Genomic DNA, 20907 nt, shown 5'->3' with positions numbered 1-20907 from the left:
TTATTGGTGGCTATTTTGTGTTACAAAGGAATGAAGAGAAACAATGTCCGCAAACGGGGCAACCCCAAAGCATCCTCCCTTTCAACAGCCGAAGAATATCAGATACACACGCTGGCCAACGGGATCCGCATTGCACATAAGCAGGTTCCTTACACGCAAATAGCGCATTGCGGCATCATGCTCGACATTGGCAGTCGCGATGAACTGCCGCACCAGCAGGGCCTTGCGCACTTCTGGGAACATATGGCTTTCAAAGGCACCGAAAAACGGAGCTCCTACCACGTGATCAACCGGTTGGAGAATGTGGGCGGCGAGCTGAATGCCTACACGACCAAAGAAAAAATCTGCTTTCACGCCTCCGTGCTCGACGATCATTTCGATAAAGCGATGGATCTGCTGGCCGATATTACATTCCATTCGGTGTTTCCCGACAAGCAGATTGAGCGGGAACGGAATGTGATCCTGGAAGAAATGTCGATGTATGTTGATTCTCCTGAGGACGCTATCCAGGACGATTTCGATCAGCTCATTTTTCCCGAGCATGCATTAGGGAGCAATATCCTAGGCACGTCCGAAACTGTGAACTCTTTCGGCCGGGAGCATTTGTATGAATTTATCAACCATAATATCGACACCGAGCGCATCGTGGTGTCGTCGGTGAGCCGGCTGCCGTTTTCGAAAGTGATCCGCATTGCCGAGAAATACCTGGGCGGCGTGCCGCATAAAAATACCAGTCGCCAGCGGAATGCACCGATCATTTACACGCCCGTACGGCAGGAACGCGAGCGGCCGATCCAGCAGGCACAATGCGCGATGGGCCAGCCCGCCTATTCGCTGCTCGACGAGCGCCGGTTGCCATTTTTCATGCTCGTGAATTTGCTGGGCGGACCGGGAATGAACTCGCGGTTCAACCTGTCGCTGCGTGAGAAATATGGCTTTGTCTATTCCATCGAAGCCAACTACACGCCTTACCTCGATACCGGGTTTATGGGCATCTTCTTCGGTACCGAGAAAAAGCAATTGAATAAGAGTATTTCACTGATCAATAAGGAGTTAAGACGGATCCGGGAGGTGCCTTTGTCGGTTTTACAGTTGCATCAGACCAAAGTGCAGCTAATGGGCCAGCTCGCGATGTCGGAGGAAAGCAATATGAGTTTTATGCTGATGATGGCGAAGAGCATTCTCGACAACGGGAAGGTCGACTCGCTGCCGGAGATTTTCGCTGAAATCGAGCAGATTACTGCCAGCCAGTTGCAGGAAATCGCCATCGAGCTTTTCAATGAGCAGAATTTCAGTTACCTCACGTTCCTCCCGGAGGAATAACGGTTGAAATACCCATAAAAAAGCCCTGCCGGTTCTCGCTGAACGGCAGGGCTTTTCTGTATGTCAATATTTACTTTCCCTCTGTTCTGTAATACAGCGTCGATGTATTTTCCGGCCTCAGGATGGTTTTTGCGGCGTTGTGAATGTCGGTCGGCGTGAGCGCACGGATGATTTCCGCATCGGCATTGGCCCATTCCACATTACCCGCATTCGCGGCGAAAGCCAGGTTCATGGCGCGGTTGAGCAGTTCCACTTCCGAGAATGCCAGCGAGGCCTCCGACTGGTTTTTAACCTTGGTCACTTCCTCTTCCAAAGCACCGTTTTCAATGACTTCCTGCAAAATTTCGGTTACCGCCTCGTCGGCATCTTCCAGCGAAACGCCCGGATTCAGATTGCCCTTAATCATGAGCAATCCGGGATCGAGGGATGATATAATGCTTGCGCTGATGCTGTTGAACATGGCGCGTTCTTTAAGGAGTTTCTGATATAGCCGCGATGATTTCCCCCTGCCCAGGACATCGCTCAGCAAGTCGCCGGCGTAAAAACCCTCGTCGTAGCGGCCCGGCATGTGAAAGACCTTTACGAGTGAATTAAGCGGAACGGATGCCGAGGTTTCGAGGTGCCTGGCCTCGGTTTGCACGGGCTCCTGCGGGAGGTTACGCACATAAGCCGGACCAGCAGGGATGTTGCCAAACCATTTTTCGGCGAGTTCCTGCACTTTTTCGAAGGTTACGGCGCCCGCCACAACCATCACGGCATTATTGGGCCGGTAAAAACGGAAGAAAAAGTCCTGCACGTCGTCCATAGTGGCACGTTCGATGTGACCAATGTCTTTTCCGATCGTGGCCCAGCGGTAAGGGTGCTTTTTGTAGGCAAGCGGCCGCAATTTGAGCCACATATCGCCGTAGGGCTGGTTGAGATACCTTTGTTTGAACTCCTCGATCACCACTTTCCGCTGCACTTCGAGCACGTTCGGGTCGAAGGAGAGGCTCAGCATCCGGTCGGATTCCAGCCAGAACGCCGTTTCTACATTGTCGGCGGGCAGTGTGATATAGTAATTGGTAATGTCCGGTGAAGTGAATGCATTGTTCTCGCCGCCCACATTCTGGACGGGAATGTCGTAACTGGGGATGTGTTTGGAACCGCCAAACATCAAATGCTCAAACAGATGCGCGAAGCCGGTGCGGTCTTCGTCTTCATCCCGCGACCCGACATTGTACAAGATATTGACCGCAGCCATGGGAGTCGAAAAGTCTTCGTGCACATATACCCGAAGGCCATTGCCCAATGTAAACTGCTTGTAACGAATCATATGTTCAAAAAAGGAAGTTGAATAGCTATATTTTGCCCAAAATAAAACCGCCGACCGAAACCCGCGATCCTGATTATGGGTTATAAACAAAGCTACTGTTCAGCTGGGACACCACCAAACCAATTTAGTTGAGAGCCATGCAAATTACACTTCGTTCCCTATGCATAGGGTTTTTCTTTGCCCTGTGCTCATTTCAGGCCAATGCGCAATTACTCAATGACCCCGCTTCGTTAAAAAGCATCCAAAACAGCCTCGACAAAATTTACAATTACGAATTCGACGACGCCCTGCATATCATCGATCAGGTCGAGAAAAAGTACCCCAACCACCCGGTTTCCTACATTCTCGACTCGTTTATCCTCTACTGGAAATACCTGCCCATTAAAGACAACCCCACGAAATCGAAGGAATACATTCAAAAGCTGGATCAATGCCTGGAAGCGATCAATAAGCGTTACGGTAAGAATAGCCTGGACCCGGAGGCGGTGTTTTACACAATGGTGGCGCGCGGTTACATGGCGATGATGTACAACTATCGCGGCGAAATGATGGCCGCTGCGGGCGAGGGGAAAAAGGCTTACAATGCGTTTGTGGAAGGTTTTAAGCTAATGCATAAGAACCCGGAGTTCTACTTCACTTCGGGAATGTACAATTATTATGTGGAGGTTTACCCCGAGGAGCACCCGATTGTGAAGCCGCTGCTGGTATTTTTCAAGAATGGTGATAAGGCTTTGGGTTTGAAGCAGATTGATACTGCAACGAAAGTGGGGACGATCACGAAAGCGGAATCGTGCTACTACATTTCACATATTTACCTCAAATACGAAGCCAAACCGGAGAAGGCTGTTCCGTATATGGAGCGGCTTGTAGACCAATACCCGCGCAATCCTATTTTTTTGATGAAAAACATTGAGTCACAACTGCTTTCGGGTAAATATAACGAAGCAGGGGAGGGCATTCAGGTCTTGCGTAAACATCATACGGGCTTTTTCCCGGTTGCTTGGCGGACTTTCCAGGGAATTTGGGAGGAGAAAAGCATGAAAAACGATGCTGCGGCTCAGAAAGAATACCTGGCGGCACTCAAAACCCCTCACGACGACCAATACACGAAGGAATACCACGCATTCGCCTACGCGGGGCTCGCACGCATTTCAGCCCGGGCGGGTAACAAGGCCAAGGCCAAGGAATACTATAAAAAATGCCTTGGCAAAGCCGAATACCGGTCGGTGATCCGCGAGGCCAAGGCATTTAAGTAAGTGAATATCAATTTGGGAACTGGCTTTTGTCGAGTCCCGGAATGATTTTCAGTGCGTTTTTATAATAGAGCTTTTTCAAAACTTCGTCGGAAAGCCCCATACCGTACATGCGCCAGAACGCGTGGTACTTTTTATGGTAAGGGAAATATTCATCCTCCGTTTCCAGCACCCGGAAGTAGGTTGCGTATTCGGCAGGCACCCAGCTGTCCTTCCCGAAAAGCACTCGGTCCTGGTATTTATCAAAAAACTTCTTGGCGGTCCGGGGCTGGCGGCCCAATTCCGCGATCACCGCGCCAATTTCCACATACATATTCGGAAACGCGATCATCAGGCTGTCGAGTTTTCGGAGGTCGTTGGGATACCAGCCCATATGCGCGTTAATGAACGTCGTTTTGGGGTTCATCCGGAAAATGTGGTGCTGTTCGGCGATCAGCGAGTCGAACGGGATGGGGTCATTGATGCCGCGCTTGCGTCCGGGGTGGGTTTTGAGTTCCAGCCAGCGTTCGTTGTAGCGGTCCATCGGGTCCCAGAACGAAGGCACATCGGCGGTGTGGATCAGCACGGGAATGCCTAGTTCGCCGCATTTTTGCCAAACGGGCTGCAAACGCGGATCGCTCACCGGCACACGGTTGCCTTTGTCGTCCTTGATGCCCGTAAAGCCCAAACTTTTATAGATTTTCAGGCCTTTCGCGCCCATTTTTACATCTTCTTCCAATTGTTTCACAGCCCTGGCCGACCAATCTTTTTCACCAAACCCCTTGAATTGCAGGTTTGTGAAAACGGCAATCCGCTTCGGTTCGTTTTTTGAAACGTTTTCCAGCGAGCCTTTCAGCGTGGCAGTGCCCTCCGCCCATTCCTGCGTCCACCCGCGACCGCTCAGGTTGACCATAATGGCCATATTTAATGCATCCATCTGTTTCACCAACGCTTTCAAATCCTGCGAGGGCATTTGGTACTGATGATTGTGGACGTCGATAAACGGAAACTTCGCCTTTTTCACCGGATGTTCCTCGACTTTCAATGTGGAAACCGGGTCATATTCTTCAAAACCGAGCGGCTGTTCGGTAAGCGGCGCCGACTGCTGCTGGGCGCATGCGCTGAAAGTGACGGAAAGTGAAACCGAAAGGCACAGCAATACTTTTTTCATGAGGATCGATGGATTATACAGGTCGTTGGTCAGGCAATTCCCGGGAACGTGCCGGGTTGATAGATCAACGCTACGCAATGCGCCGCAATGCCTTCCTCCCGTCCCACAAATCCCAAATGCTCGGAAGTGGTAGCTTTGATCGAAATGTCTTCTTCGGATATGCCCGTCACCTCTGCCAGGCAGGTTTTCATGGCAGGAATGTGCGGGTTCAGTTTTGGATTTTGGAGTACGATGGTCACATCCACGTTTCCGACTTCGTAGCCTTTTTCGCGGATCATTTCCAATACTTTGGCCAGCAGAATTTTGCTGTCGACGCCCTTCCATTGCGGGTCTTTGTCGGAAAAATGGTAGCCGATATTGCGGAGATTGGCTGCGCCGAGCAGCGCGTCGCACATTACGTGGCACACCACATCGGCGTCGGAATGGCCTTTGGCACCGTGTGTGTGGGGGATCAAAATACCGCCGAGCCAGAAAGGCCGGCCTTCTACCAACTGATGAACATCGTAGCCCTGGCCTACGCGGAATGGGAACATAATAAAACTGAAATTGATAATGGTTAAGATTGTGGGCTATCAGGCTGGTCGCTGCCGTTTTGCTTTTCGAGATTATCGAGGCGCTTGTCGATCTGATCAAATCTGGTGTCAGCTGCGTTAAAGCGATCGACAACGAAATCGAATAGCTTAATAAGGTCGTCTTTGGTAGCCATAGCTTCCAGGTCGTCCTTTGTCACCATCCTGTCCATTTTTTTGAGCATAATTCTATTCATGGTCGAAATGTCCCGCATGGTTTCTTCCACCATTGTCTGGCGGTCGTTGAGCTCGAACATGTACTTTGCCAGTTCTCGCATAGTTTCTTCCATCGAATCCATCCGGCCAATCGTTTGAGATTGTCCTTTACGGAGTTGTCCAAGTTCTGCGTCGATGCGGTCGAGGCGCATGAGAATTTCTGCCGTCATTTCTTCCAGATTACTGATTCTTTCGCTGTCTTTCATAAACGATACGTTAACAAATATAACAATTCTTTCCTACCTATACGGAAGAACCGGGGTTTGGTAACGACATATCGGGCAGCAATTTTCCTGCGGTTAAAAAAGTGTTAAAAAGCGCGCTTTTTCGGCGTGCAGGGCAACTTTTTAGCGAGCAGCTTTGGTTACGTATATAAACCAACACAAATCAACTATATTAAACAGAAAGCATGAAAACCAACATTGGAATTTCTGACGAGCATACCCAGGCAGTTGCTTACCAGTTGAATAAATTGCTCGCCAACGAGTTTGTACTTTATACCAAAACCCGCAATTACCACTGGAATATCGGCGGAATGAATTTCTTCGAGCTGCACAAGCTGTTTGAAGGCCAGTATGAACAATTGCAGGTGATCCTGGACGATATCGCAGAGCGCATCCGCGCTATCGGACACTATTCCGAAGCCCGCCTGGCCGATATTCTGAAACTGACCGATCTGCTCGAACCCGAATACACCACCGATTCGAAAACGCAGCTTCAAAACCTGCTCAACGACCACGAAACGATCATCCGCATCCTGCGTAACCTGATCACCGAATTTGCCGATACCTACAAAGACCTGGGATCGAGCGATTATGTGACCGGCCTGCTCCGCGAACACGAGAAAATGGCCTGGATGCTCCGCGCATTCCTGAAATAACATCATAAAAAAAGCCGGTCGGACCATTCGGTCCGCCGGCTTTAGTGTGTACAGGTCAATAGCTATTTGTTTTCTGAATGCATTTCAGTTTTGATCTTCTCGATTTCTTCCTGCTGCGCCACCGATTTGAAATAGAAATACAACCCGGCAATAAGGAAGATTTTTGACAGGATAAATACTGCAATAAAAGCCGGTCGCCACAATTTGTGCACTTTCATGTGCGTGTCGTTGACCTCCACATTGAGATATTGCTGCGCATCCACCGGCCCTTGCGATTCGGATTTGCTGCGGCCGTTCTTTTCACGAATGCTCCGCAATACGATAATATCCCTGACGGCCTCCGGCGGCGGTACGGCGCCTCCCGCGAAGTAGCGCTTCATGTCTTCTTCCAGCTCGGTCACATATTCGGATAGCTCATGATCCGAAAGCATCATCTCCGCGACCTGCGCCTGCTCGTCCTCGTTGGTAAGCCCCATTAAATGCGATTCGAGAATACCGCTTTCGATAAATTCCTGTTTGCTCAATGCGTGTGACCGTTATGCGTTGCGATAGGATTTGAAAAACTCATGGAATGACCGCAGGACTTCCGACTTGGAAATATTCAGCTTCCCGGCCACTTCGTCGGGCGTAAATCCCTGACGGAATGCGAGGTCGAAAATGCTCTGTGGCGATGTGTCGCCGCTTGCATACTCGGCTCCTGCGGGCGCAAGTGCGGTTAGTTTGCGCTTGGCTTCCACCGCTTTGGCGCGCGCCAGCTTAATCACACACGCCGCGAAGGTGAATGGATAGCTGTTGCAGGATTGCAATTGCGGGGAAGAAAACACGCTCACCAGGACTTCCTGGGCGAGATGCACCTGAGGCAATATTTGCAGGATTATGCCGTAGGCCATAGCTCCGTACCGGTCGTACACTTCCAGCGAAGTGAGTGTTTTAGGCTTGGAAAGCGCCTGGCCGTTCACTCCGTTGCCAGTTCGTTCTAATTCATTCATACACTGCAATTAATTAATCTGGAATTGGGTCGGATAATGTATGGCGCTTGTATTATAAAGCTGAATTTAAGTAAGTTTTGAAGATTTAGTGCGAAGCTTCGGTGGTAAATTTAATAGAATGCAATAAAAAAAATGATCTTCGTCATAAAAACCTGGAATCTATTTATCAAACTATTTCTCAATACACGGCCAGGGATTTAAGATTGAATTCGTTTTTTCGGCGCTTTGCGGCTGTTAACTTTGCGGAATGAAAGAGAAAATAGCAGTCATTTTTGATATGGACGGCGTGATCGTGCATACCAATCCGTACCATTCCCGCGCTTTCCGCGAGTTTTTTTCAAAAAGAAATCTTTCGCCTACCGAAGAAGACTTTGCCCAGCATATGTACGGCAAAAGCAACAGCTACATCCTGAGCCATTTTTTACAACGTGTGGTGGAAGGAGAAGAATTGTTACAAATGGAAGAGGAAAAAGAAGGGCTTTTCCGCGAACTGTATGCACCCTATGTGGAGCCCATTGGTGGCATTGTAGCATTCATGCAAGATCTGAAAGCGAACGGTGCGGTGCTGGGCGTGGCAACGTCCGCTCCCCGCGCGAACCTCGACCTGATCCTTAGCAAAGTGCCCATTGAGGAAATGCTCGGGTCGATCCTGGCGAGTGAGGATGTGAAAAAACATAAGCCCGATCCCGAAGTGTACCTTACTTCCGCCCGTAACCTGGGCGTGGAGCCGCACCAATGCGTGGTGTTCGAAGATTCATTCTCCGGCGTGTCGGCCGCATTGAACGCCGGTATGCGTGTGGTAGGCGTGCTTAGCTCGCATTCGCGCGAAGAGCTGCCGCCGTGCAACCTCTATATAAATGATTACAGCGACCTTTCCTTCGAAAAGATCGCTGCGCTCTTTTGAAATAACATTTCCTGAAAACCTATAATGCAACCGGATCGGTGACCTTCACATCGAAGGCGCCGGTCAGGACTTTGTCGTTTCTTTTGATTTGAAGGAATATCCGATACTGTCCGGCTTTCGGGAATGCATACGGAAAAGAAATGCGTGTGCCGTGCTCCATGCCCGTCATGCCGCCTTCCTCAGCATTATACATGCCCATTTCCCCCATGAGAAACAGCTCGCGGTCCACCGTGGGCATGGTGTTCAGCCGGGCCAGGTGCCGGTCGATGCTGTCGCGGAACACGTCCGGTTTGGGCCGCCTGGCCACATGGGCCGTGTCCGAAATGCGGTTTTCGAACGATTGCTCTGCCGCCATCGAATAGGAGCCGCTCGGGTGGAGGTGAATGTACACCGAGCCATCCGACCGCATGACCACCGCGTGGCCGAGCATTCCCAGGTAAGGCTCGGGAAAGCAGGGGCTGTTATCGGGATTGAAAATTTCGAAGTTAAGCTGATAAGGCTTTCCGGCATCGAGCGGCTTGTCGGGCTTGCCTTCCCAAATGGCGTAGGACCCGTCCTTGAAAACGGTTTTGGTGCCAGGCTTCCCGCAAATCACGACGTTTTCGCCCATGGGCACCCTGCCGGGGGTATCGAGCGGGTCGGTGATGATGTAGTTGTCGTCCTCCGATGCCGCCCGGGCTGTTTGAGCGGCAGTTTTCGGGGCCGGGATAACCAGTGTATCTACGATCGTTTCGGCAAAGCCAGAATATTGGACGATGTCTGAATAAACCAAGTATTTCCCCGCCGGCAAATCGGGCAGCGCTGCCTGGAACGTGAGGCTATCTTTGCGATCGGGGTGCACGTGGGCAAATGCATCGAGCCCCGGCGTGCGCACGAGAAACGTGTGCATGATCTTCCCGTGGTCGGGAACGAGTGTGCTCAGCATACTTCCCTTCATGCGCCGGTCCCAGCCGGTAGTATCGATTTTTAGCTGAAAAGCCCGCTGGGAATCCGCTTCCATCACCGCGGTTTTAGCTTTCAAAGGCTTGTACAACCATTGTTTGTATTCGGCTGCCCAGCTATCCCACCAGCTGCTTCCGCCATATAAAATGAGCGAGCATACCACCGTGGCGATGCCCATATTGATCCACCGCTTCCGTTTCTGCGCGCCGGTAAGGACCTGGCCGGGTTTCAGCAAGCCATCGCTTACACTGGCGCCGATGGTCGTGATCATGAGCAAAAACAATAACAGTCCCAGAATGCTCAAACCGATGCCGAGGCCCTTCGGCATATCGCGCTCCGCGGTGGAAACGGCTACGATAGGAATGATCAGCTCGGCATCGCCCTGGATTCCCTCAATGTTGATCTGCGCACTGGACGAACCCGGTTCCATAAGCCAAACGGCTCCCTGGAATTGTCCTTTCTGGCCTGCAACGGGTGAAAGCGGGTCTGCGGAAGGCGCTCCTTTATCGCCGGAGTAGAAGTAAATAGGCCGCACCGTCACTTTGCGGGCCTCGCCGTTTTCAATAAAAACGGATACCTGTGCCGTTCCGGGAATCACGTCGGGCGGTGTAATGCTTACGAGCACCTTGTAGGCACCCGCCTGCGCCTGCATTTGCACGCCCGCGCTGCCTACGTGCGCATGCGAAGCGATACTGAGCAGCGCGAATAGAATGAGGGAGATATATTTTTTCATCGTTGAATTTGATACATCCAGTTACCCCACGCTAGTCCGATGCGGGTCGAGATTAATGTTAATACCAATGCAATGCCCATTCCTTTGAGCAATTCGGGGGTTTCTTCCACCATCCACGGCCCGAACTTGTAGCGGTATTCCCAGTTCGGGTCGTTTCCGAAATACCAGTAATGGCTGCCGAAAAACCAGTTGCGGGCATACGGCGATTCCATCAGAAATGCCCCGAAAAACCATTGAACTACAAAAAACACAGCCAGAAACGCGGCGCCGAGCAGGAATGTCAGCTTCCAGTCGTTCCAATGCGCGAATCGGTTGCGGAGTATGTCGATCACAATGGCCGGTGCGATGAGCAGCAACGGGAAGTGGAAGCCCTGGTAATGGGTGATGTGGTTCAAAATCGGTCCGAGTTTGGGTTCTGCGGGGAAGAGGGGAATGATCCATAAGGTGCCCGCCATTAATACTGTGTACACGCCGGCAACCGCCGTAACGGCCCATTTGTGCGAAACCGCCTTCCCCACAGCCATTAACAGCAGCGGGAATGCAGCCCCTGCAAATATGTAGTAGCTCGACCGGTGCACACGCATCCGGCCCAGCTCTTCGGATATCAATGTAAACCAGATCGTCAGCAGAAACCCGGCCGACAACGCGAACAGCCAAAAGAGTGTTTTATCCAATGCCTTAGCCTTTTCTCTGCCCGAGTCATCAAAAAGCTTCATCTGATTCTTTACGGCAATCACGCTGATCATCGCCCCGAACTGAATGCCGATAATGCCGAGGATGAGCACGGTATGCGGCGGGGAAAGGATCGTGACGTCCAGCCCGTAGGTGTTGTGCCACCAGTCGTCGAATGGGGCCGAGGTGAGCATGGATAATGCCCCCCAAACGCAGAATAACGAACCGAGCGAACTGTAAAAAAAGCCCCAGATTTTCACGCTGGCCGCTTTTTCAATGTCACTTCCAAAAAATGTTTTTCTCAAAATCTCGTAACCCGAAAACAGCCCGGCTACCACTGCACCAAGGTAAATGACCAAATGCGGCGGAGAAAGCAGCCCGTCGCGGCCGATGCTCATGTGCCAGCATATGTCCCAGATGAGCCCGGTAATGACGCAGAATGAGGCAAAAACGGTAGCGTAAATGTAAACGGGAATGCCTGGACTGGCCTGGATGGTTAATGTCCGGTCGCCGGTGATCGGCGGAGGGGCAAAGGTGTCTTGCATATTGGGGAGAGGAAATTGAGTTATGACTGCAAATTTCGAAAAGGACAATCACATTCCATGCTACCCCTATGGCTTTGGCGGATTTTATTCAGGGTCAGTTCGTAAGCGGTCGGATGGTGATCAGAACGGCCGCATGGCTTTCACGAACCGGCCTTTAAAATAGGTAGAAAACAGATTGTCTTCACGCACGCCGCGGGACGTGGAGGCGTGGATGAATATGATCTCGTCGCGGCTGCGCACGTCGGTTACAATGCCGGCGTGCGATACGTAGCCTTCCTTTCCGGCTTCGGGCACGAAAAACAGCCAGTCGCCGGGCTTGATTTCGGCCACGCTGCCCACTTCCTGCCCAAACTCGGACTGCTGCCATGAAATGCGGGGCACTTTTACGCCCATTTCGGAATACACCTGGCAAATGAGGCCGGAGCAGTCGATGCCCTGCTTGTCGTTACCGCCCGAGCGATAGGGCGTGCCGGTATACGTGCGGGCTATTTGCACTACTTCGGGTACATTGGCAGTATTGGCGTCGCCGGGGCGCGAGTAAGTGGTGGCGGTGCGGGTGGGGGCTGGCTTTCTGACCGGCGCTTTGGCTACCGGCTTGCGGGCGGGTGAGGTGCGTCCGCGCGAGGCGGTGCTCCGCGAGGCGGGCCCGCGTGAACTGCGATAGGACGAGTTGCGCTCCGGCGTTTTGCGGAGCGTGTCGCAGGAAAATAGCAATGTGGTGATCAGGAGGGTGAAAATGGTGCAGGAAAGGGGGCGGGAAAGGTACTTCTTCATGCGTAAGCGAATTGGCCTGATTACTTTTTTCAAAAATAATAATTTAATCTTTCGGTGTAGGCATTACTATTTTAACTGCATTACGGCCGAAAAATTGTGGCAAATATTGTAGGCTCCCGGCTTTGTAAGTAGCTTTGTCCCTGACGATCATTCCTTTTAAATTAGCATTTGACCCCTGATGAAAATTATTTGTGTAGGCCGGAATTACGCAGAGCATATCGCCGAACTGAACAACCAGACACCCGATTCCCCGGTTATATTTCTGAAACCTGAAACCGCACAACTCCGCCCGGGCGAGGACTTTTACTACCCGGAATTTTCAAAAGACGTTCACTACGAAGTGGAGCTCGTAGTGAAGATCAACCGGGCAGGGAAGAACATCGAAGAGAAATTCGCACATAAATATTATAGCGAGATCGGCATTGGCGTGGATTTCACGGCCCGCGATCTCCAATCGGAGCTGAAATCGAAAGGCCTGCCGTGGGAGCTCGCGAAGGCATTCAACGGCTCGGCGCCGGTTTCGGATTTTGTGCCGGTGTCGGATTTTGGTGATATTCAGGACATTAATTTCAGCCTGGATGTGAATGGCGAAACGCGCCAAAGTGGAAATTCATCGATGATGATCTACCGCATTAACTACCTGATTTCCTTCGTTTCCAAATACTTCATGCTCAAAACGGGTGACCTCATCTTCACAGGCACGCCAAAAGGCGTGGGTCCGGTGCAGATCGGCGATAAGCTGACGGCCTCGATTGAAGGCAAGAAGATGCTCGAACTGTTCGTTAAGTAAACCGTACTCTTCATATCACCCGGTCGTTGTACCGACTATTCATGCACTTTTTCATGCGTCATTATTTTCGGGCATTTGTCCGTTCAGGGCTGTTTGTATTGGGTTTGGCAGGTGTTGCACAGGTTTCTTTGGCCCAAAAACAATCGTATCCAAAAGGTTACTACCAATTTCCGATCCGTCCGGGTCTGCCCAACTCGCTCGCGGGCGGCCTCGGCGATTTACGCAGCAACCACTTCCACGCGGGCCTCGACATTCGCACGCAGCAGCGGGAAGGATTGCCGGTGTATGCGGCGGCGGAAGGGTATGTGTACAAAGTGGCGGTTCAGCGGACAGGCTACGGCAATGTCATCTATCTGCGCCATCCCAATGGACAGACCACGGTTTACGGCCATTTGCTGAAATTCAGCGATCCGCTGGCCACCTGGGTGCGGCAGGAGCAATATAAGAAGCAGACTTTCGAGATCGATCTGTTTCCCGAGGCGGGCCAGTTTGCCGTCAAAAAGGGCGAGGTGATCGCATTGTCGGGAAATACGGGCGGTTCGGCCGGGCCGCATTTGCATTTCGAAGTGCGCGACTCGAAGGACAATTACCTGAACCCATTGTATTTCGGGTTCAACGAAATCAACGACGTGACGCCGCCGAAGTTTGTAAACCTGGCGATCCGTCCGCTCGACATCAATGGCCGCGTAAACGGGCAGTTCGACCGCCGGGTTTACACACCGGTGAAGCTCAAAGACGGCAGCTGGCGCTTGTCGGAACCGGTTTCCGCTACGGGTATCGTAGGCCTGGACCTCATCGCTCACGACCAAATGACCGGCACCGGGTTCCGGTACGGTTTGCAATGCATTGAGATTAAAATGGATGGGCAGGAAGTGTTTTCATACAATATTGAAGTATTTCCAAATGCCAAAACGCGCGACTACAACAACCTGATAGACTACGAAACCGAGCAGGCCACCGGGCAGCGTTTCCTGAAATGCTACGTGCCCGACGGCAATCAGTTCAATTTATATAAAACCAATGCGATCAATGGCAAGCTGAACATTTCCGACACGCTGAGCCACGAGGTGAAAGTCCGCATTTCGGATTCGTATGAAAACTTTTCAGAACTGACTTTCACCATCAAAGGCGAGCCGCAGGACCAGCCGCTGCCGCTTTACAACACCGAAGTGAACCCGGAATATGTGCAAACTGAAATCCGGGAGAACACATTGGTGGTAAAAGCCAAATATTACCGCAGCCAGGAGCCGTTTGCGACATTCTTCATAAAAGGGAAGGAGGAGAAAAAAGCGCCTAACTTGTACGCCGGCGAATCGGCGGTGTTTTTGACTGATTTAAGGAAAGAAATGCCGGATTCGGTGAAAGTAGGCGCTACAACGGTGAAGACATTCCTGCGCAGTCAGGTGCTGCCGGGCGTTGCGTCGTCATTTAAAGCGGAGAAATGGTCGGTGGAATTTGACAATACCAGCCTGTTCGATACGCTTTTTCTGATGGGCCAGCGCAATTTCAATGCATTGACGATCAATAACCGCGGCACGGCACTGAACGACTACATTCACGTCGCATTCACGCCCGAAAACGTGCCCGAGGACAAATCACGAACGTATGTGTACCGTTACCTGAACGGCGATTACCGCTTTCTGGGCGGGACCTGGGATGGCGACCAGATCCGCTTCGATACGCGTGAACTGGGCACATTTGTGATCCAGCAGGATACCGTTCCGCCGCGTGCGCGCCTGGTGGAGCATAGCAGGAAGAGCATCCGGGGCTACATCGGCGACGGCTTGTCGGGAATAGCGAATTTCAAGGCGCTGGTGAATGGGGAATGGGTATTGTTGAATTACGACTTTAAAAAGGGCTATATCTGGTCGGAGAAACTTGGTGAAAACGATGTTTTTGATGGTGAACTCGTATTGGAGGTGACAGATAGGGCGGGAAATAGTACTATCTTGCGAACAGAATTGGTGGATCTGGTTGTTAAACCTAAGCAAACCAAAAAACGTAGAAGATAGCTTATGGGCCTAAAAGTCGGTGACCCCGCACCCGCATTTTCAGTAAAAGATCAGGATGGAAATCTAGTAAAACTGTCGGATTTGAAAGGAGAAAAAGTCGTTTTGTACTTTTATCCCAAAGATAACACACCTACCTGCACCAACCAGGCCTGCAACATCCGCGACAACTACGCGGCGCTCCTGAAAAAGGGTTATAAGGTGTTCGGAGTGAGCCCGGACAGCGAAAAATCGCATCAGCGGTTTATCAAAAAACATAACCTGCCATTCCCCCTGCTGGCAGATACCGAGCATCAAATGATTAATGCTTACGGCGTTTGGGGAGAAAAAACAACTTTCGGACGGACCTACATGGGTTTACTCCGCACAACCTTCGTCATCAATAAAAAAGGGATCATCGAGGAGATTATTTCCAAAGTGGAATCATCGAAACACACTGATCAAATTCTTGGAAAAACTGAATAATAATCAGTCATTTTACCATTCCGAATAGCAGGACATTTACGCCGCCTAAATCGTCCCGCTTCGGGTAACCCGATTAAGGACAGTCCAATAGAAAATAAATAAAAATGGAAATTGAACAATTAGAAAAAGTAGCATCCCAGGTTCGCAGGGACATCGTACGAATGGTACACGGTTGTCAGTCGGGACACCCTGGCGGGTCGCTGGGCTGCACCGAATTGTTGGTAGCATTGTACTTTGAGCGCATGAAGCTTAAAGAGAATGATGGCAAGGTTGTATTCGATATGGACGGTAAGGACGAAGACCTTTTCTTCCTTTCGAACGGCCACATTTCCCCGGTATGGTACAGCGTATTGGCGCGCAAGGGCTATTTCCCTGTATCGGAGCTGGCTACTTTCCGCAAGCTGGATTCACGTCTGCAAGGACACCCTACCACGCATGAGCACCTCGAAGGTATCCGCATCGCGTCGGGCTCACTGGGCCAGGGATTGTCGGTAGCGCTGGGCGCGGCAACAGCCAAGAAACTGAATAACGACAAAGGAACCGTATATGTACTGATGGGCGACGGCGAGCAGCAGGAAGGCCAGGTTTGGGAAGCCGCTACTTTTGCTCCGCACCACCAGGTGGATAACCTCGTTGCATTCATCGACCTCAACGGCCAGCAAATCGACGGCCCTACTGTGAAGGTCATGAACAACCGCGACCTGGGTGCCAAATATGAGGCATTCGGATGGGAAGTAATCAACATCGAAGAAGGAAACGACATGGCCGCAGTAGTGAAAGGTCTGTACGAAGCCAAAGGACGTCTGGGGCATGGCAGACCAATCATGGTATTGCTCCACACGGGCATGGGCTACGGCGTCGATTTCATGATGGGCAGCCACAAATGGCACGGTGTAGCGCCAAACGACGAGCAATTGGCAGCGGCACTGGCTCAGCTTGACGAAACTTTGGGAGATTATTAATATCCGGACCAGCGGCAGCAATGCGCGGTTTCCTTAAACAGATATACAAAAAATGAAAAAATACACCTTCACTGAGAAGAAAGATACGCGTTCGGGCTTCGGTGCCGGAATGCACGTGCTGGGGCAGCAAAATCCCAACGTTGTGGCGCTTTGTGCCGACCTCGTGGGTTCTTTGAAACTCGAACCGTTCATCAAAGAAAACCCTGAGCGCTTTATCCAATGCGGTATTTCCGAAGCGAATATGATCGGTGTTTCGGCCGGTTTGACCATCGGAGGCAAAATTCCTTTCGCAACAACTTTCGCGAACTTTGCGACCGGCCGTGTGTACGACCAGATCCGTCAGAGCGTAGCATATTCAGGCAAAAATGTGAAAATCTGTGCTTCACACGCAGGTTTGACTTTGGGTGAAGATGGTGCTACACACCAGATCCTCGAAGATATCGGGATGATGAAAATGCTTCCGGGCATGACGGTTATCAACCCTTGCGACTACAACCAGACCAAAGCGGCTACCATCGCATTGGCAGAACATGAAGGCCCTGCTTACCTGCGTTTTGGCCGTCCGGTAATCCCTGTTTTCACTGATCCGGACCAGAAGTTCGAAATCGGTAAGGCGTGGACTGTGAACGAAGGTACTGACGTGAGCATCTTCGCAACCGGCCACATGGTATGGGAAGCGATCCAGGCTGGCGAAATCCTTGAAGCAGAGGGTATCAATGCAGAGATCATCAATATCCACACCATTAAGCCGCTGGACGAAGAGGCGATCCTGAAATCGGTGGAGAAAACAGGCTGCGTAGTAACAGCTGAGGAGCACAACCGCATCGGTGGTTTGGGTGACAGCGTGGCGCAGGTTTTGGTTAAAAACAAACTTGTTCCGCAGGAATATGTAGCTGTAAACGACAGCTTCGGTGAAAGCGGAACGCCGGCACAATTGCTGGAAAAATACGGCCTCGATGCAAAACACATTGTAGAAGCGGCAAAACGCGCGATAGCAAGAAAGTAATCGCGAAGCCAAACTGACAGTTATGTCGATTTGATCGGATATAGCTGATCTGATCCACGCAAGACGGAGCTCTGGGAATGCAAAACAGTTGATTTTGCTTTCTCAGAGCTCTTTTTATTTGTCCTGAACCAAAAAATAAACTATTATTGACCGGCGTTGCCTTCGGGCGCAGGTACAATTATTGGTCACGCAGATTTCCCTGTAAAAGCGATCAGGTTAATACTGATTAAATGTCCGACGAAGAATTATTATCCCTTTTTGAGAATCCCGAAACGCGGAGGAACGCTTTCAATCAGCTGGTGCGGAAGTACCAGCAAAAAGTATATTGGCTGGTACGGAAGATGGTGGTGGATCATGACGATGCCAATGACATTACCCAGGATGTGTTTATCAAGGCATGGACCGCGCTGGAAAATTTCCGCGGCGACGCCAAGCTGTACACCTGGCTCTATCGTATTGCGAGCAACGAAGCCATAAATTTTCTGAACAAAAAACGCCGGAAATATTTCATCCCCATTTACGATGTAGAGAATGAGCTGAGCGAAAAACTGGAAGCCGATCCCGACGTGAGCGGCGACGCCATTCAGCTCAAATTGCAGAAAGCAATATTAAAATTACCGGAAAAGCAGCGTTTGGTATTTAACCTGAAATATTTTGAAGATTTACCCTATGAAGAGATTTCGGAGATCACCGGAACGTCGGTAGGAGCGCTAAAAGCCTCATATCATTGGGCTTCGAAAAAAATTGAGGATTTTTTGAACGACACCGATTAAACTATTTGCATTCAGGTTGGTCAAACCTTCACAAGACAGGAAATATAAATAATCATGGACAAAAAACGTATACGGCTGGATGATCTGAAAAGGGAGACGCCCTTTACCGTGCCGGAAGGTTATTTTGACAAGCTGCCGCAAATGATCCAGTCACGGATCCCCGCGGAGCCCGTCCGGAAACCCCTCGTGAGCTGGTCATGGCAACGTTCCGTTGGCCTGGCGGCGGCATCGGCATTGATTCTGGTGCTCGTGTGGGTAACGGTACCGGAGCGCCAGGGATCGCTGGGGCAGGAGCCATTGAGCGGCATCAGTAATGCCTCTATCATCAGTTACCTGGAAGAACAGGACCTTAGTTATTACGATTTAAGCGAACACAAGGTGGTCCAGAAGGCATTCGACGCCGATTCGACGGTGCTGAATTACCTGGATGGCCTGGACGACGATATTCTTCGCCAGCAGTTGGAGGAAGTTATGGTTGCGCCGGACAAGATTTGACCCTAACGAACAATCGAAATGAACTTACAATTTAGATTCAAACGGTATCGGAACACTTTTGCTCTTTTGCTCCTATTGGTCGGTGCCGTGTCCACAACGGCTCATGCTCAGCGTCGTTCCGAGGAAGAAATCAAGCGCATTCAGGACGCCAAGGTCGCGATCATTACCAACCGCCTGAACCTGACGCCCGAGCAATCGACGGGCTTCTGGCCGATGTATAATGAATACGCGCAGAAGAGACGTGAAATCCATCGTGCACAGCGCAAGATCATCAATGATAAAAAGGCCGAAGGACAGAACGACGAAGCGGTGCTGAACAACCTGAAAGAAGTGCAGGAACTCCGCCAGAAAGAACTCGACCTCGAAAAAGATTATCAAAATAAATTTTTAAAGGTGATTACCGCCAGCCAGGTGATCGAATTGTATAAGGCTGAGCGTACATTTAACGACATGCTGATCCAACGGTTGAAGCAAAAGAATTGAGTAACCTGCTTGTCGACTTATTACAAAACAAAAGGCCCGCGTCCGAATGGAGGCGGGCCTTTGTATTGAGTTATGTACTGTTTAATGCGCTCCCACGGCTGCCACTTCGCCGATTCCCCGCGTTTCCACGGTAATATCGCGCAGCGGCGCCTGGTGCTTCCTGAAATCCTGGATGATTTCGAGCACGTCGTAGTCGATATTCATCGACTTGCTGCCGTCGATCACCACCGTAGCGCCGTCGGGCAGGTTATCCAGCGTAGCGCTGATGCTGCCTTTGTTAAGGAATGTAACTTCCTCGGAAAGCAACAATGTGATCACGTCGCCGTCGCGGTGCTGTTCTTTGATATAATGGTAAGAATGCTTGTGGTTCTTTTTCAGGATAAAATAGATCGCAACGACCATTCCGATTCCGATACCTTTGAGCAAATCGGTGCTCAGGATCGCGATGATTGTCACTACAAACGGTATAAACTGTTCGAGTCCCAGCTTGTACATGCCTTTGAACAACTCGAATTTGGCCAATTTATAACCCACCATCAGCAGGATCGCCGCCAGCGAGGCCAACGGGATGTAGTTGAGGTATTTGGCAATGAACACGGCTGAAATCAACAGAATGGTCCCGTGAATGATGGTACTCATTCTGGTTCTGCCGCCGGAGTCGATATTGGCCGAGCTGCGCACGATTACCTGCGTTACAGGCAAGCCGCCCAGCAAGCCCGACACCATGTTACCTGTACCCTGCGCGATGAGCTCCCGGTTGGTAGGCGTAGTGCGCTTGAATGGGTCGAGACGGTCGGTTGCTTCCACGGAAAGCAGCGTTTCGAGGCTGGCCACAATGGCAAGGGTTACCGCCACGGTGTAAACCTCCGGTTTGTTGAATGCGGAGAAATCAGGTGATTTAAAGAAACTGAAAAACTCCGAAGCGCTCGACGCGACAGGAAGCTGCACCATGTGCTCGCCGGTCAAAACCCATTGCGGCGCCACGGCACCGAATACGATATTCAGTACAACGCCGGTAAGCACGACGAAAAGTGCGCCCGGGATGAAACGGAACAGCTGTATTCTCTTCATGAAAGGCTTATCGAACAAAATCAGCATCGCGAGCGATATCACCGAAATGATGATGGCGCCGGTGCTGTTATAGCGCAGCGAGTAATATACCTGCGAGAAGGTATTGTGCCCGTCTTTCTGCGCAAAGGCTTCGTCCCCCATGAAATCGGCATCATAGCCGAACGCGTGAGGTATTTCTTTCAATATCAATGTAATACCAATGGCGGCCAGCATTCCCTTGATCACCGATGAAGGGAAATAGTAACCGATAATACCTGCTTTAAGAAAGCCTGCGATAATCTGCAAAACTCCCGCAAGCACCACAGCGAGCAAAAAAGCCTCGAAGCTGCCCAGTGTATCGAGCGCATTGAGTACAATCACAACCAGACCCGCTGCCGGACCTGCCACACCCAGGGAGGAGCCGCTCAGCGAGCCTACTACGATTCCGCCTACGATACCGGCGATCACCCCCGAGAACAGGAGATCCGAACGCCCGGTCGAGGCTAGCGCAATGCCGAGGCATAATGGCAGCGCTACCAGGGATACGACAAGCCCCGAAGGTAAATCGTATTTGATATTGGCGAACAAACTTTTATTATTCAATGACATACG

Annotated in this window: 22 protein-coding genes; 12 read left to right on the top strand and 10 right to left on the bottom strand. The window is 51.0% G+C overall.

Annotated elements, in window-relative coordinates; genetic code table 11:
- The first annotated feature begins 30 nt into the window (after positions 1 to 30).
- Positions 31 to 1323: a M16 family metallopeptidase gene (locus tag DFER_RS14585; protein ID WP_015812416.1), complete on the top strand. Its 1293-nt coding sequence runs from the start codon at positions 31 to 33 to the stop codon at positions 1321 to 1323.
- A 70-nt stretch (positions 1324 to 1393) separates the two neighbouring features.
- Here the strand turns inward: DFER_RS14585 and DFER_RS14580 are convergent, their stop codons facing one another.
- Positions 1394 to 2635: a M16 family metallopeptidase gene (locus DFER_RS14580; protein ID WP_015812415.1), complete on the bottom strand. Its 1242-nt coding sequence runs from the start codon at positions 2633 to 2635 to the stop codon at positions 1394 to 1396.
- A gap of 137 nt (positions 2636 to 2772) precedes the next feature.
- On the opposite strand from DFER_RS14580, the gene DFER_RS14575 reads away from it, so the two are divergent.
- The gene (locus DFER_RS14575; protein ID WP_015812414.1) at positions 2773 to 3891 is read left to right on the top strand and encodes an ABC transporter substrate-binding protein; all 1119 of its coding nucleotides are present in this window, start codon (positions 2773 to 2775) and stop codon (positions 3889 to 3891) included.
- Between the two features lie 7 nt (positions 3892 to 3898).
- Here DFER_RS14575 and DFER_RS14570 read toward each other — a convergent pair whose 3' ends face one another.
- From DFER_RS14570 to DFER_RS14560, 3 genes are read right to left on the bottom strand one after another with little or no spacing between them, the layout of a single operon-like run.
- Positions 3899 to 5038, bottom strand: coding sequence for an amidohydrolase family protein (locus tag DFER_RS14570; protein ID WP_015812413.1), 1140 nt, complete (start codon positions 5036 to 5038; stop codon positions 3899 to 3901).
- 29 nt (positions 5039 to 5067) lie between these two features.
- A complete protein-coding gene (ispF, locus tag DFER_RS14565) occupies positions 5068 to 5571 on the bottom strand; it encodes a 2-C-methyl-D-erythritol 2,4-cyclodiphosphate synthase (protein WP_015812412.1) in 504 nt (167 codons plus the stop codon).
- Positions 5572 to 5594: 23 nt separating this feature from the next.
- Positions 5595 to 6029 carry a hypothetical protein gene (locus tag DFER_RS14560; protein WP_015812411.1) on the bottom strand — a complete coding sequence of 145 codons (435 nt, stop codon included), beginning with the start codon at positions 6027 to 6029 and terminating at the stop codon, positions 5595 to 5597.
- A gap of 203 nt (positions 6030 to 6232) precedes the next feature.
- On the opposite strand from DFER_RS14560, the gene DFER_RS14555 reads away from it, so the two are divergent.
- Positions 6233 to 6703, top strand: a complete 471-nt coding sequence (locus DFER_RS14555) for a Dps family protein (protein WP_015812410.1) — start codon at positions 6233 to 6235, stop codon at positions 6701 to 6703.
- Between the two features lie 62 nt (positions 6704 to 6765).
- On the opposite strand, the gene DFER_RS14550 is transcribed toward DFER_RS14555, so the two are convergent.
- Both DFER_RS14550 and DFER_RS14545 read right to left on the bottom strand, forming a co-directional pair.
- Entirely contained in the window at positions 6766 to 7227 is a 462-nt protein-coding gene (locus tag DFER_RS14550; protein WP_041735126.1) for a hypothetical protein, read from the bottom strand.
- A 12-nt stretch (positions 7228 to 7239) separates the two neighbouring features.
- Positions 7240 to 7692 carry an RNA polymerase sigma factor gene (locus tag DFER_RS14545; protein ID WP_015812408.1) on the bottom strand — a complete coding sequence of 151 codons (453 nt, stop codon included), beginning with the start codon at positions 7690 to 7692 and terminating at the stop codon, positions 7240 to 7242.
- Positions 7693 to 7939: 247 nt separating this feature from the next.
- Between DFER_RS14545 and DFER_RS14540 the strand changes: the two genes are divergently transcribed.
- Positions 7940 to 8596, top strand: a complete 657-nt coding sequence (locus DFER_RS14540; protein ID WP_015812407.1) for an HAD family hydrolase — start codon at positions 7940 to 7942, stop codon at positions 8594 to 8596.
- 19 nt (positions 8597 to 8615) lie between these two features.
- On the opposite strand, the gene DFER_RS14535 is transcribed toward DFER_RS14540, so the two are convergent.
- The 3 genes from DFER_RS14535 to DFER_RS30140 form a co-directional block, all read right to left on the bottom strand.
- Positions 8616 to 10271, bottom strand: a complete 1656-nt coding sequence (locus DFER_RS14535) for a DUF8832 domain-containing protein (protein ID WP_015812406.1) — start codon at positions 10269 to 10271, stop codon at positions 8616 to 8618.
- On the bottom strand, positions 10268 to 11488 hold the full coding sequence (locus DFER_RS14530) for a hypothetical protein (protein WP_015812405.1): 1221 nt from the start codon (positions 11486 to 11488) through the stop codon (positions 10268 to 10270). The genes DFER_RS14535 and DFER_RS14530 overlap by 4 nt, the downstream gene beginning before the upstream one ends.
- A 120-nt stretch (positions 11489 to 11608) precedes the next feature.
- Entirely contained in the window at positions 11609 to 12262 is a 654-nt protein-coding gene (locus DFER_RS30140) for a C40 family peptidase (protein ID WP_015812404.1), read from the bottom strand.
- 178 nt (positions 12263 to 12440) lie between these two features.
- Here DFER_RS30140 and DFER_RS14520 point away from each other — a divergent pair, with 178 nt between their 5' ends.
- The 8 genes from DFER_RS14520 to DFER_RS14485 all read left to right on the top strand — a co-directional run bounded on the left by DFER_RS14520 (position 12441) and on the right by DFER_RS14485 (position 19245).
- Positions 12441 to 13052 (top strand): fumarylacetoacetate hydrolase family protein, encoded by a 612-nt coding sequence (locus DFER_RS14520; protein WP_015812403.1) that lies wholly within the window; start codon positions 12441 to 12443, stop codon positions 13050 to 13052.
- A 53-nt stretch (positions 13053 to 13105) separates the two neighbouring features.
- The gene (locus tag DFER_RS14515; RefSeq protein WP_143828739.1) at positions 13106 to 15064 is read left to right on the top strand and encodes a M23 family metallopeptidase; all 1959 of its coding nucleotides are present in this window, start codon (positions 13106 to 13108) and stop codon (positions 15062 to 15064) included.
- A gap of 3 nt (positions 15065 to 15067) precedes the next feature.
- Entirely contained in the window at positions 15068 to 15526 is a 459-nt protein-coding gene (bcp, locus tag DFER_RS14510; RefSeq protein WP_015812401.1) for a thioredoxin-dependent thiol peroxidase, read from the top strand.
- Between the two features lie 104 nt (positions 15527 to 15630).
- Positions 15631 to 16488, top strand: a complete 858-nt coding sequence (locus DFER_RS14505; RefSeq protein WP_015812400.1) for a transketolase — start codon at positions 15631 to 15633, stop codon at positions 16486 to 16488.
- A 52-nt stretch (positions 16489 to 16540) separates the two neighbouring features.
- Positions 16541 to 17494: a transketolase family protein gene (locus DFER_RS14500; protein WP_015812399.1), complete on the top strand. Its 954-nt coding sequence runs from the start codon at positions 16541 to 16543 to the stop codon at positions 17492 to 17494.
- A gap of 230 nt (positions 17495 to 17724) precedes the next feature.
- Positions 17725 to 18267: an RNA polymerase sigma factor gene (locus DFER_RS14495; RefSeq protein ID WP_015812398.1), complete on the top strand. Its 543-nt coding sequence runs from the start codon at positions 17725 to 17727 to the stop codon at positions 18265 to 18267.
- 54 nt (positions 18268 to 18321) lie between these two features.
- Positions 18322 to 18762 carry a hypothetical protein gene (locus DFER_RS14490; protein ID WP_015812397.1) on the top strand — a complete coding sequence of 147 codons (441 nt, stop codon included), beginning with the start codon at positions 18322 to 18324 and terminating at the stop codon, positions 18760 to 18762.
- 87 nt (positions 18763 to 18849) lie between these two features.
- Complete coding sequence (locus tag DFER_RS14485) at positions 18850 to 19245, top strand: Spy/CpxP family protein refolding chaperone (RefSeq protein ID WP_229206002.1); 396 nt, start codon at positions 18850 to 18852, stop codon at positions 19243 to 19245.
- Between the two features lie 81 nt (positions 19246 to 19326).
- Here DFER_RS14485 and DFER_RS14480 read toward each other — a convergent pair whose 3' ends face one another.
- Positions 19327 to 20904: a SulP family inorganic anion transporter gene (locus DFER_RS14480; protein WP_015812395.1), complete on the bottom strand. Its 1578-nt coding sequence runs from the start codon at positions 20902 to 20904 to the stop codon at positions 19327 to 19329.
- Positions 20905 to 20907: the final 3 nt, after the last annotated feature.

Source organism: Dyadobacter fermentans DSM 18053 (assembly GCF_000023125.1).
In the GTDB taxonomy this organism is placed as follows: Bacteria; Bacteroidota; Bacteroidia; order Cytophagales; family Spirosomataceae; genus Dyadobacter; species Dyadobacter fermentans.
Note: the sequence above shows the minus strand (reverse complement) of the source record. Positions and strands in the feature narration are given on the sequence as shown.

Coding starts and splice junctions, on each gene's coding strand:
- DFER_RS14585 (WP_015812416.1), top strand. CDS start 31: ATGAAGAGAAACAATGTCCGCAAACGGGGCAACCCCAAAGCATCCTCC.
- DFER_RS14580 (WP_015812415.1), bottom strand. CDS start 2,635: ATGATTCGTTACAAGCAGTTTACATTGGGCAATGGCCTTCGGGTATAT.
- DFER_RS14575 (WP_015812414.1), top strand. CDS start 2,773: ATGCAAATTACACTTCGTTCCCTATGCATAGGGTTTTTCTTTGCCCTG.
- DFER_RS14570 (WP_015812413.1), bottom strand. CDS start 5,038: ATGAAAAAAGTATTGCTGTGCCTTTCGGTTTCACTTTCCGTCACTTTC.
- ispF (WP_015812412.1), bottom strand. CDS start 5,571: ATGTTCCCATTCCGCGTAGGCCAGGGCTACGATGTTCATCAGTTGGTA.
- DFER_RS14560 (WP_015812411.1), bottom strand. CDS start 6,029: ATGAAAGACAGCGAAAGAATCAGTAATCTGGAAGAAATGACGGCAGAA.
- DFER_RS14555 (WP_015812410.1), top strand. CDS start 6,233: ATGAAAACCAACATTGGAATTTCTGACGAGCATACCCAGGCAGTTGCT.
- DFER_RS14545 (WP_015812408.1), bottom strand. CDS start 7,692: ATGAATGAATTAGAACGAACTGGCAACGGAGTGAACGGCCAGGCGCTT.
- DFER_RS14540 (WP_015812407.1), top strand. CDS start 7,940: ATGAAAGAGAAAATAGCAGTCATTTTTGATATGGACGGCGTGATCGTG.
- DFER_RS14535 (WP_015812406.1), bottom strand. CDS start 10,271: ATGAAAAAATATATCTCCCTCATTCTATTCGCGCTGCTCAGTATCGCT.
- DFER_RS14530 (WP_015812405.1), bottom strand. CDS start 11,488: ATGCAAGACACCTTTGCCCCTCCGCCGATCACCGGCGACCGGACATTA.
- DFER_RS30140 (WP_015812404.1), bottom strand. CDS start 12,262: ATGAAGAAGTACCTTTCCCGCCCCCTTTCCTGCACCATTTTCACCCTC.
- DFER_RS14520 (WP_015812403.1), top strand. CDS start 12,441: ATGAAAATTATTTGTGTAGGCCGGAATTACGCAGAGCATATCGCCGAA.
- DFER_RS14515 (WP_143828739.1), top strand. CDS start 13,106: ATGCGTCATTATTTTCGGGCATTTGTCCGTTCAGGGCTGTTTGTATTG.
- bcp (WP_015812401.1), top strand. CDS start 15,068: ATGGGCCTAAAAGTCGGTGACCCCGCACCCGCATTTTCAGTAAAAGAT.
- DFER_RS14505 (WP_015812400.1), top strand. CDS start 15,631: ATGGAAATTGAACAATTAGAAAAAGTAGCATCCCAGGTTCGCAGGGAC.
- DFER_RS14500 (WP_015812399.1), top strand. CDS start 16,541: ATGAAAAAATACACCTTCACTGAGAAGAAAGATACGCGTTCGGGCTTC.
- DFER_RS14495 (WP_015812398.1), top strand. CDS start 17,725: ATGTCCGACGAAGAATTATTATCCCTTTTTGAGAATCCCGAAACGCGG.
- DFER_RS14490 (WP_015812397.1), top strand. CDS start 18,322: ATGGACAAAAAACGTATACGGCTGGATGATCTGAAAAGGGAGACGCCC.
- DFER_RS14480 (WP_015812395.1), bottom strand. CDS start 20,904: ATGTCATTGAATAATAAAAGTTTGTTCGCCAATATCAAATACGATTTA.